Genomic DNA, 11154 nt, shown 5'->3' on the forward strand with positions numbered 1-11154 from the left:
ACATGAAAAAAGAAGAAAAAATTAAAAAAGAAAATAAGTTTTTTAATTACTTGAAAAAGTTAAATAAAAGAGAAAAATACCTTCTTTTTATTAGTGTTTTAATTTTTACCTTTATAATTTTTGAAGAAGTACTTATTATGCCTTTATCTAAAAAAAATGATGGTTATGTAAGTGAGGTTAAGAAATTAACATCTGAAAAAAGAAAAGTAAGTAATACTATTATAAATAAAGAAAACTTACAAAAGGAACTAAATAGAGTAAATATAGAATACAATAAAAAACTAGTAAGCTTTCCAAAAACTGAAAAACAAGCAGAAATAATAAAAGATTATATTGATTATTCAGATGCATCTGGAGTTACACTTACTACAGTTAACTTTAGTGATGGAAAAAGTTTAGAAAATAAAGAAAACACAGACGATGATTTACTTTTAGAAAATACGAAGGTGCAAAGTGAGCCTAAAAAAGAAAATTCAGAAGAAAATATAGTTACAAATAGTGTAAATTTAACTCTTAATTGTAGCTATGAGAATTTATTAAAGTTTATTAATTACTTAGAAGAAGATAAGAGGCTTATGAATATAATAAATGTTCAAATAAATAAAAATGATGACGGAATGAAAAATGTTAATAGCATAAATGCAATTATAAATTTAGAATATTATAATTTGAGTTATTTTAAAAATGAAAAGTATGATTTTAATAAAGGTACATATGGTAAAAAAGATTATTTCAATTAAAAAGGGATATTCTTTAGTTGAAGTTGTTGCATCACTTGCAATAATTTCAATATTACTTGTAGCTGTAACTCAAATTATAATAACATCTAAAAAAAGCGAAGATAACACTAATATGAAGATAACTAATGCAACTGTATTAAATGATGTTAATAATATTTTATTTAGTTTAGATAACAAAGGAATAGATATGTTTTTAAATAAGGATATAACATTAGAGTGTACTAGCAGTAACGATATTACTGAAATGATTTTAAATGGTTTAAAAGAACCATATGCAATTTATACTTCAGGCAATAGATATTACACTAAAAATCAATCTGAAAAAAATAAAATAAAATATATTATTAATATAAAAATAAAAAGGTTAGAAGAAGATTCTAAAAATTCAAATAATATCTTATACAAAGCATTTGTTAAAGTAGTAGTCTTAAAGAAACCTTTAGAGTTTTACTATAATGGTGATACTAATAACAATATAGATTTATCAAACGATAAAGAAAAAATAATCGATGAAGATTATATAATCTTACGTCCTAATAGTTAGGAGGGGAGATATGAAAAAGAAAGGATTTACTTTAGTTGAATTAATAGCAGTACTTGCAATAACTTCTACCATTTTACTTATGATAGGAGGAATCTATGTAAGTGGAGTAAAGACTGCAAATCAAACTAAAGATAAAGCAGACATACAAAATGAATACAGAAGAACTTTTGATGGTCTAAAAAGGTCTTTAAAAGACTCTGAAAAAGTTAAGATTTATAAAAAAGAAGTTAATATAGAAGGTGAAGGTAATGTAAATTCCCTTCTTATATATAAAAATAACGATGGTAAATTTATTATTTATAAAGAAAAGTCAGGAGATACCTATAACCTAATTAAGGCAAAAATAAATAGTATAACAAATGAAGAGCCTTTGAAACTAACTATAAGTGAAAAAAGTACAATATCTAAAGATATAGTAGAGATAACTATTAAAAAGCTAAAAAAAGAAGTTAGTAGTAGCGAATATTTAGCTTGCAATGTTTCATTCAAAAAAGGAAAAGAAGGAAAAAGTTATGATTTTACAATAGATGTAAACAACAAAAGTGAGATAACTTTAAATGTAGATGGGGAAGAAGAGGATGAAGATAGCTGGAATCCTCAAAATATAAAAATGAGTAATTTTAATATTTTAGATAGTAGTGATATTAATTTTAGATCTTATGGTGATATTTTCGAATCTACCTTTACAGTAAACAATTTAAGTGAGAGGGAATTGTATAGAAGTATAAATATTCATTACCATAATAGTGATGATTTAACTTTAAATAAAAGTAACTCATACAATCCTATACCAAATTTAAATATAGAAAAAACTACAACTATTGATGCTAAAAGTTTAAATTACGTTAGAAATAGTCTTTATAATGAAGATATTTATATTATAAACAGAAATGGATATGCTCAATTTAGGCAAAGTTTAAATGGAGTAGAAAAGGAGAATGTTGTAGGGATAGTAAGAAAATTAAATTATGATAACATAATAATTATAGTAGGTGGAGATTTAAATATAGTTTCATATGGTGATTATATTGGTGGGTTTTATGGTGTTGATGCTAAAAATACACTAAATCTTCAGAATATAGTTATAGTAAGTGATGGAAGTGTTAATTTTAATAATTGTGCAATAAGAGCTACTAATGGAATTTTCGAAGTTATAGCTAACAATGGGATAAGTATAAATAATTATTCAAGAGGAGTGTATATTTTAGGAAGTAACAATTATGATTTAGATTATTATATAAATAAGGACTTAACAAAAAAAGCTATAAACGATTTTGCTAAGTTCAAAGACGATTAGAGGTGGTATCTTTGAAAAAAAAGAAGGGTTCTACTTTAGTAGTGGTGCTTGGAATTCTTTTTGCGTTATCAATTACAGCAATAGCAGTATTTACTTATGTTAAAGGCACGAGTAAAACTAATAATATCGCTATAAATAAAATTAAAACAGAGGCTTTAGCAAAATCAGCTATAAATGAGGCAGAATTTGAATATATAAAAGGAAATACAAAGGAAGAAGATATATCAAAGAGGGTTTTAAATTCCTTAAATGATAAATTAGACGGCTTTTCTTTAGATATAAAGATAGGTAAAGAAACAGATACTAAATATAAAATTGAAGCGATATCTAAATTTAAAGAAACTGGTTATGAAGCAAAAGAAACTACATTTATAAATGTTAAGAAAAATGAGTCTAATAATGAAAATGATATAGATTTATTTATGAAAAGCGCAGCTGGTATTTCAATACTGAATAATGGAAAAGTAGAATTTAATTATAGAGCACCAGTTGCAATTACAGGAACAACTATAAATATAGCAAACTATTATGGGGATGCAGATTCTTATTTAAAGGGGAATGGGAATTTTACTTATAATAATAAAAATTTAAATAAAGAAGGTGAAGAGAGGTCTAAGGGATTAAACCTAAAATTAAAGAAGGGAGATATTAATATTTCAGGGAGTGATAGTGAGTTTGAGGATAGCTATTTATATATAAGAAATTATAGAAAAGGCACAGTAGCACTATTAAATGGAGATGATGATCTGAATTTTAAAGATATAGGAGATATAACAAAAGAAGACTTAAAAGAAAATTGTGGCGCTATAGTAAAGCTTAGTGGAGATAGAAGACTTATACTCTCAAATGGTAATATAAATCTAAATAGAACAAAGCTATTTTCAGAATGCTTTATTTATGCAAAAAACAAATTTATTATAAGTGATACTTCAAATGGAGAATTTCATAAATCAAATATGATAACAGATAATGGAATGATAATAAATGGAAATCTAAATTACAATACTTATTTCGATAACGCTTATTATGACGAAGTAAAAGAATATTTAAAAAAATTTATTTAATAAAATTTATTTAATAAAATTAAAATGTATACGGATAATTCATATCAAATATAAAGAATATACATACATTTAACAATATGTTAAATTGTAAAAATATGTTGTTATATGAATAATTGTGTGATATAGTTTAATCACAGAAATGGAGGGGTTGGGTTTTGAAAAAAATTGCAATAATGACTGATAGTAGTTGTGATTTAGATTTAAAAACAATTGAAGAATACAATATAGAGATGTTACCACTTAGGATAGTATATAAGGATAAAGAATTTTTGGACAAGATTACATTATCTTCTTCGGAGATGTTTGAAAGTTTAAAAGTTGAAGTTCCTACAACTTCATTACCTGATTTACACAACACAGAAAAAGTAATAGAAAGATTAAAAAGTGAAGGATATACAGACGTAATAGTAGCTACAGTTTCAAGTAAGTTATCTGGAACATATAATAGTGTAAGGCTTGTTTGTGAGTCTCATCCAGAATTAGATTATCACTTTTTTGATACTAGAACATTAGGTTATCCTCAAGGGGTAATAGTTTTAGAAATAGCTAAGCTAATTAATTCAGGAAAAGATTTAGAATATATTTTAAATTCTATGGAAGATATAAGAAAAAGAACTCACGGGTATATAACATTTGATACACTTGAGTTTTTAACAAAAGGTGGAAGAATAGGAAAGGTTGCTGGAACTATTGGAGAAATATTGCACCTTAAACCTATAGTATCATCTGATGATGACGGAGAACTTTACAACTACAAAAAGGCTAGAGGAAGAAAGAAAGCTATATCTAAAATGAAGGATATTTTAACTTCGTATTTAGATAAAGGTAAGTGCAGAGTCTGGGTTTTAGATGGACACTGTAGAAGTGAAGTAGAAAGCTTTTATGAAAGTGTAAAGGATTATAACAATATAACTGAAATTTCAATTGAAAGTATAGGTCCGGCTATGGGTATTCACACAGGACCAGGTGCTTTAGGATTATGTATATATGAAGAGAGCGAATAATTTCGCTTTCTTTTTTCGTATAGGAAATTAAAACAATTTAAATTTCAAATAAGGATAAGCATATATCTTTTAAAAACATAATTTGAATAGTTAAATATAAATTTTTTGAAAATAATTTTAAAAGAGTGTATTATTAAGTTATAAAGATAAAGTATGGGGAGATAAAAATGCAAGAAGTAATATTATATTTTACTATATACAGCATACTAGGATGGATATGCGAATGTATTTATTGTGCTGCAATAGATAAAGTTTGGGTAAATAGAGGATTTTTAAATGGTCCTGTATGTCCTGTGTATGGATTTGGATCTATGTTTGTAATACTTATTTTAGGGAACTTAAAAGGTCATTATATTGAACTGTTTATTTCTTCTATAGTATTAACTACAGCGTTAGAATACTTAACAGCGGTTATCCTAGAAAAAGCTTTTAATTTGAAGTGGTGGGATTATTCAAATTATAAACTGAATTATAAAGGAAGAATATGTGTTTTAAACTCAGTTATTTTTGGGTTTCTTTCATTATTCTTAATAGAAATATTAAATCCATTTATAGTAGCAAAGGTTGATCTTTTAAGCTTAGAGTTAAAAACTATATTATCAGTAATTATAGTTATAATATTTATAGTAGATTTAGTTTTAACTATTATATCTTTAATTGATATGAATGATATGTTAAGCAAGATTAACGGTATGTTTAAAGAGTTTAAAAGGTTTGGAATAAATGTTGAAAAACTTAATGACATTGAATTTAACAGAGCTTTTATTAAGGTATCTAGTTTTAAAGATTTTATAAATATAAAATCAAAAATAGAAGACGGATATAATAATTTTAAGGATTTTAGATTAAAATCAAGTATACAAAACAGAATAATAAAAGCTTTCCCAGATTTAAAATCAAAAGAGTATTCAGATCAATTTAAAAAGATGAAAGAAAGTATTCAAGATTATTGGAAAAACAAAAATTAACAGAAAACTAAAAAAAATGAAACCTCCTAAATAGTATAATTAAAGTTGTACATTATTTTAGGAGGTGTTTTGTTGTTAGAAATTTATAATCATAACAATATTATTTTATATTTTACAATATATAGTTTTTTAGGGTGGTTAGCTGAAACTATATATTGTTTTATTATCGATAAGAAGTTTACATATAGAGGATTCTTATATGGGCCCGTTTGTCCTATATATGGAACTGGTGCTTTAATTGTAATTTTTTCTCTAAGTTATTTTGAAAACAATATATTTTTAGTCTTTATAATGGGAATGCTTTTAACATCCATATTAGAATATATAACTTCATTTGTTTTAGAAAAGGCATTTCATATGAAATGGTGGGATTATTCTACTTATAAATTCAATTTAAATGGTAGAGTTTGTTTACTTAACTCAACTCTTTTTGGATTATTATCAGTTGTACTTTTAGAAGTAATAAATCCGAAAGTTATAGAACTTATAAATATTATTCCTTCATATTTACAATTAAAATTATCAAATGGAATTTTTATTATATTTGTTATAGATGGTACTCTTACTATTATTCATTTATTAAACTTAAAAGAAAAATTAAAATCTTTAAAAGATGTAAGATTAGAACTAGAAAAGTTAGGTGTTTCAATTAAGAGTTATGCAAATGAAGAATTAATTAAAATTCAAAATGAAGTTAAAAGTGCAGAAGCTAAAAAGAATATGCTAAAATTAAAGGATAATTTAAATGATAGTTATAAGTATAAAAGATTATTACAAACATTTTCTCATTCAAAACATAAATTTGATAATAAGGGATTACAAGATTTAAAAGAATCACTTAAAAAATAGCGAATTTAGTTGTTAAAAATAATCTTAATAGTTATAATAATATAGAATATTTAGAAAACGGAGTGAACTATATGAGAATGAGAAAAAAGCCATGGGCTAGACCAGAACTAGAGTCATGTGATTTTTTTGTTTCTAACACTAATGAGTATAAAGGTAAATGGAATGATAGTTTTAAAAGAAAAAATCCAATTTACTTAGAACTTGGTTGTGGTAAAGGGACATTTATGGCTGTGCATGCTTCAGAAAATAAAGATATAAACTATATGGCTATAGATATTAAAGACGAAGTATTAGTACTTGCAAAGAGAAATATTGAAGAAGGTTTCAAAGAAAGAAACAGAGAAGAAATAGATAATATTAAGCTTATGGCACAAGAAATTGCCCTTATTGAAAATATGTTAGGGGAAGAAGATGAAATAAGTAGAATTTATATAAACTTCTGTAATCCTTGGCCAAAAGATAGACATAAAAAAAGAAGATTAACTCATAATAGACAACTAAAAAACTATAAAAAGTTTTTAAAGTCAGGTGGAGAGATATACTTTAAAACTGATGATGACGAATTATTCGAGGAATCTTTAGAGTATTTTAAAGAAGAAGGCTTTGAGTTAACTTATATTACATATGATCTTCATAATAGTGATTATGAAGGAAATGTAACTACAGAACACGAAGAAATGTTCACTAAAAAAGGTATAAAGACAAAGTTCTTAATAGCTAAAAATGTTTAAAAGGTGATTTATCACCTTTTTTTCTTTGAAAATAAGGTTTAGCTTAAATAATTTTAGTTTTAAGAATATGAAAGAATTTTAAAGAAAATAGGACGTAAATCTATGAAAACATAAATTTTTATTATGAAAATGATATGATAGATATTCAGAAACCCTTTACATTAAATTTGAGGATATGTTATAATAAGGCATACCACAAAGGAGGAATTATATTATGAAAAATTTAACACCAACACCACACAACAACGCGAAGAAAGGTGACATTGCTGAAACAGTCTTATTACCAGGAGATCCACTAAGAGCTAAATTTATAGCTGAAACTTTCTTAGAAAATCCTGTTCAATATAACACTGTTAGAGGAATGCTTGGATATACAGGAACATATAAAGGTAAAAGAATCTCAGTTCAAGGAACAGGAATGGGAATTCCATCAATAGGAATTTACTCATATGAATTAATACATTTTTACGGAGTTAAAAATCTTATCAGAATAGGATCAGCTGGAGCTATAGACCCTACTTTAAAATTACACGATGTAGTAATTGGAATGGGATCTTGTACTGATTCAAACTTTGCAAGTCAATATAACTTACCAGGAACTTTTGCTCCTATAGCAAGCTACGATTTAGTAGAAAAAGCAGTTAACTCAGCTAGAGATTTAGGAGTAAACGTTAAAGTTGGTAACATCTTATCAAGTGACGTATTCTACGGAGAAAGCGGACTAGATGGATTAAAAGCATGGCAAAAGATGGGTGTACTAGCTGTTGAAATGGAATCAGCAGGTCTTTACATGAATGCTGCAAGAGCAGGAGTTAATGCACTTTGCATACTTACAATTTCAGATTGTCCTTTCACTGGAGAATTAACAACTGCAGAAGAGAGACAATTAGCTTTCACAAACATGATGAAAGTTGCTTTAGAATTAGCATAGTATATACAAATAAAAGGACTGATTTGAATCAGTTCTTTTTTTTGTTTTAAGATAAAAGATCTTAAAAATAATAGTAATGGTGTTAAATATATAAATTATATTTTTAAAAAAACTACAACATTGTTACGAGATATTATTGGTACAACGGATTTTCACTATACTAGGGTAAATTTTTAATGTTTTGGACAAGTAAGAATTATGAAGACAAGCTATCTAAAAAGATAAAAGTAGACAAGTAAATTATGAAAGGACAAGCTATAAAAAGATACCTATATTAGGATTAGAATTTAAATTACTTTTACACAAAAAATAGAACTTATTAAATTAGATAAAATAGTATGTTTTTCAAAAGAACTTTCGTAAATATAAACAAACCAATTCAAATAAACTTGAAGATATTTTGTAGCGACACTTCTAAATTTTCTAAGCCATCTTCTTAAATATAAAATAAAATCAGAGCAGTGACTAAGTAAAATTTCACTTTCTTCTTTAGAAATTTTTAATTCTTTCTTTTTATGAAGAACATAGTTTAATTTCTTTGATATAAGATAAGAAAATCTATCTTTTCCTGGCAGGAAATAAGGATTAAATGAATCTAATAAGCTATCTATGGATTCTTTTGTAGGACTCATAGAGTCAAAAGATATCTTAGCTAGAGAGTAATTGTTTTTATTAAGAGTTGTAGCTACAAAGATATTTTTTCTTCTAGAAATAGTGGAAACTTTGGGAGTCTTTTGACCCTTAAAGTTTTCTAAAAACTTAGTATGTCTCATAGCTGTAACTATGTGGGTTCTTCTAGAATCAGTATAAGTTCCAATATGCTTTAGTATCTTATGTCTCCATCTAAAAGATGTTTCTATGCAGATATTTAATATACCTGCACAATCTCTTATAGTAGCACCAGATAGCATAAGACGAGTGTATTTATCCCAAAGCTCAACACTCTTTCTAGTATTATGCCAAACAAGTCCTGTTCCTTCATTAAAAGTCTTAAGACAATCTTTACATTGATACCTTTGGACAGTCCTATATTTACCGTATTTAATAAAATGTTTTGAATCGCAATGGGGACAAACCTGTGTATGTACCATAATCTCACCTCGAAAAATTCTAAAATTTTTAGTTATTTTGATTATGGACATAAAAAAGTGACTTTATTCATGTGATTTTAGTAAAATACCAACAAAGAAGCAAAACAATGCTGTAGGAAAAGTAAGAATTATTATATATTAATATAAAGGTAGAGGAATATAAGAAAATATTATACTAAATCATACTAGAAAAAATAAATCTAGAGCTTATTTAAAGATATTTATTACAAAAATACACAAACTTTGTAAACAAATTTTAATAATAATAACAATAACGTAAGAATAGTAGAAAATATCATGCAAGATAACTATAATCTATATGTAGTAATTAAATGGAAAAATAAAGGCTAAAGAAGAAAAAAGTAGCAAAAAATGATATAACATAAAAATTATTAAATAAATCCAAAATTTCTTAAAATATAAAATGAACAAATAGTAAATTATTCACGTTAAAAGTTACAAATAGGTATATCATTCTCAAGGTAAAAAGGCTCTTTTAGTGCCTATATAAACTAATTCTTAATAAAGTTTAGGTTTTTTTAAGGTGTTATTTACTTTTTGTTAAAAAATACACAAAAATACTGATTGATTATAGGAAAGATTAGTAATATTATTTAAAGGGAATTTTAATAGGTTAAGACTCAGGGAGGAGGAAGGTATGAAAAAAATATTATGTTTTATAATACCGATAGTAATAGGGATTGCTTTTGCTTTTGGCTTAAATAAATTTTTAGATTATCAAAATAATAAAATGATGAATGATAAAAATTTAGTGCCACTTATGAGTGAGTATGCAACAGACATTAAAGGAAAAGGTGTTATTATAAATAATAAATTTTTATCAGAAGATTCAATAATGATGCTTGGAGCTTCAGACTTAAGAAAAGCAACAAAACAACATCCAACGCGTTATTTCAATACGAATAGAAGTAAAGATAAAGTATTTACAATTGGTAGACCATTTACGCAACAATTACAAGATGCAATAACATTAGGTAGTACAAATCCTGATATAAAAGGTAAGAAAGTTGTCCTTTTAGAATCATTACAATGGTTTGTTCACCCAGAAGGTGTTGCACCAAGAGACTTCCAAGGTAGATTTTCACCAATTCAATTTTATACTTTCTTAGATAATAAAGATATTTCAAAAGAGAGCAAAGAATTTTTATGTAAAAGAGTAAATACACTTCTTGAAGGAAGTAGTGAGTTTAAAAGTGAAAAAATATATGCAGAACTTTATAATGATAATTCTGCAATAGCTAAAGTTAAAAAGGTATTATTAAAACCTTATTTTTACTTAAGAGAAAAAGAAGTTTTACTTAAAGAAAAAGGGAGATTATATTTAAGACTTAAAAAGTTAAAAAATAAAACACCTAAAGATAGTGAACTTAAGAAACCATTTAACTGGAAGAAAGAACAAGAACAAGCTATTAAAGATGCAAAGAAAAGAGTTAAGGATGCACCTTTAAAATTAGATAAAGATTACTACAACAAAACTTTAAAACCAAACCTTAAAAAACTTAAAAACAAATACAAAGGAGTAAATTTATTAGAATCTAAAGAGATGGACGATTATAAATATTTCCTAGATATTTGTAAAGAGCAAGGTGCTGATTTAACAGTAGTATTAATGCCATGTTTCCCTTGGTATTACGATTATGCTGGAATTTCACAAAAACAAAGATTCGAATTCTACGACGTTATGGGTAAACTTGCAAAAGAAAAAGGATTTAAAGTAATGGATTTAAGAGATAAAGAAACTGAAGATTACTATTTAAGAGATGTTATGCATTTAGGTACGAGAGGATGGTTAGATGTCAGTGAAAAACTTTATAAGCAATATAATGAAGGACAAGTTTATAATAGGTAGTATAATTATGACAATTGCAATAATAACTGCAATTATAATAGTTACTTTTACACCATTTAAACAAA

The 11154-nt window shown here is 25.8% G+C and carries 11 protein-coding genes; 10 read left to right on the plus strand and 1 reads right to left on the minus strand.

Annotated features, from left to right (window positions below):
- The first annotated feature begins 2 nt into the window (after positions 1 to 2).
- From INR60_RS03630 to deoD, 9 genes are all read left to right on the plus strand, one after another.
- On the plus strand, positions 3 to 740 hold the full coding sequence (locus INR60_RS03630) for a hypothetical protein (protein WP_194190110.1): 738 nt from the start codon (positions 3 to 5) through the stop codon (positions 738 to 740).
- Positions 715 to 1284, plus strand: coding sequence for a type II secretion system protein (locus INR60_RS03635; protein WP_194190111.1), 570 nt, complete (start codon positions 715 to 717; stop codon positions 1282 to 1284). Before INR60_RS03630 ends, INR60_RS03635 begins: the two co-directional genes overlap by 26 nt.
- Positions 1285 to 1294: 10 nt before the next feature.
- The gene (locus tag INR60_RS03640; RefSeq protein WP_194190112.1) at positions 1295 to 2581 is read left to right on the plus strand and encodes a PulJ/GspJ family protein; all 1287 of its coding nucleotides are present in this window, start codon (positions 1295 to 1297) and stop codon (positions 2579 to 2581) included.
- A gap of 11 nt (positions 2582 to 2592) precedes the next feature.
- Entirely contained in the window at positions 2593 to 3645 is a 1053-nt protein-coding gene (locus INR60_RS03645) for a hypothetical protein (RefSeq protein ID WP_194190113.1), read from the plus strand.
- Positions 3646 to 3800: 155 nt separating this feature from the next.
- The gene (locus tag INR60_RS03650) at positions 3801 to 4649 is read left to right on the plus strand and encodes a DegV family protein (protein ID WP_194190114.1); all 849 of its coding nucleotides are present in this window, start codon (positions 3801 to 3803) and stop codon (positions 4647 to 4649) included.
- 167 nt (positions 4650 to 4816) lie between these two features.
- Positions 4817 to 5617 (plus strand): putative ABC transporter permease, encoded by an 801-nt coding sequence (locus INR60_RS03655; protein ID WP_194190115.1) that lies wholly within the window; start codon positions 4817 to 4819, stop codon positions 5615 to 5617.
- Positions 5618 to 5689: 72 nt separating this feature from the next.
- Positions 5690 to 6466: a putative ABC transporter permease gene (locus INR60_RS03660; protein WP_194190116.1), complete on the plus strand. Its 777-nt coding sequence runs from the start codon at positions 5690 to 5692 to the stop codon at positions 6464 to 6466.
- Positions 6467 to 6537: 71 nt separating this feature from the next.
- Entirely contained in the window at positions 6538 to 7197 is a 660-nt protein-coding gene (gene trmB, locus INR60_RS03665; protein ID WP_194190117.1) for a tRNA (guanosine(46)-N7)-methyltransferase TrmB, read from the plus strand.
- 214 nt (positions 7198 to 7411) lie between these two features.
- The gene (gene deoD / locus INR60_RS03670; protein WP_194190118.1) at positions 7412 to 8128 is read left to right on the plus strand and encodes a purine-nucleoside phosphorylase; all 717 of its coding nucleotides are present in this window, start codon (positions 7412 to 7414) and stop codon (positions 8126 to 8128) included.
- A 287-nt stretch (positions 8129 to 8415) separates the two neighbouring features.
- Here the strand turns inward: deoD and INR60_RS03675 are convergent, their stop codons facing one another.
- A complete protein-coding gene (locus INR60_RS03675; protein WP_194190119.1) occupies positions 8416 to 9219 on the minus strand; it encodes an IS1/IS1595 family N-terminal zinc-binding domain-containing protein in 804 nt (267 codons plus the stop codon).
- A gap of 658 nt (positions 9220 to 9877) precedes the next feature.
- Here INR60_RS03675 and dltD point away from each other — a divergent pair.
- Positions 9878 to 11089, plus strand: a complete 1212-nt coding sequence (gene dltD, locus INR60_RS03680; RefSeq protein ID WP_194190120.1) for a D-alanyl-lipoteichoic acid biosynthesis protein DltD — start codon at positions 9878 to 9880, stop codon at positions 11087 to 11089.
- The last annotated feature ends 65 nt before the right edge of the window (positions 11090 to 11154 follow it).

This window comes from Clostridium chrysemydis (assembly GCF_015234215.1).
Lineage (GTDB): Bacteria > Bacillota > Clostridia > Clostridiales > Clostridiaceae > Clostridium > Clostridium chrysemydis.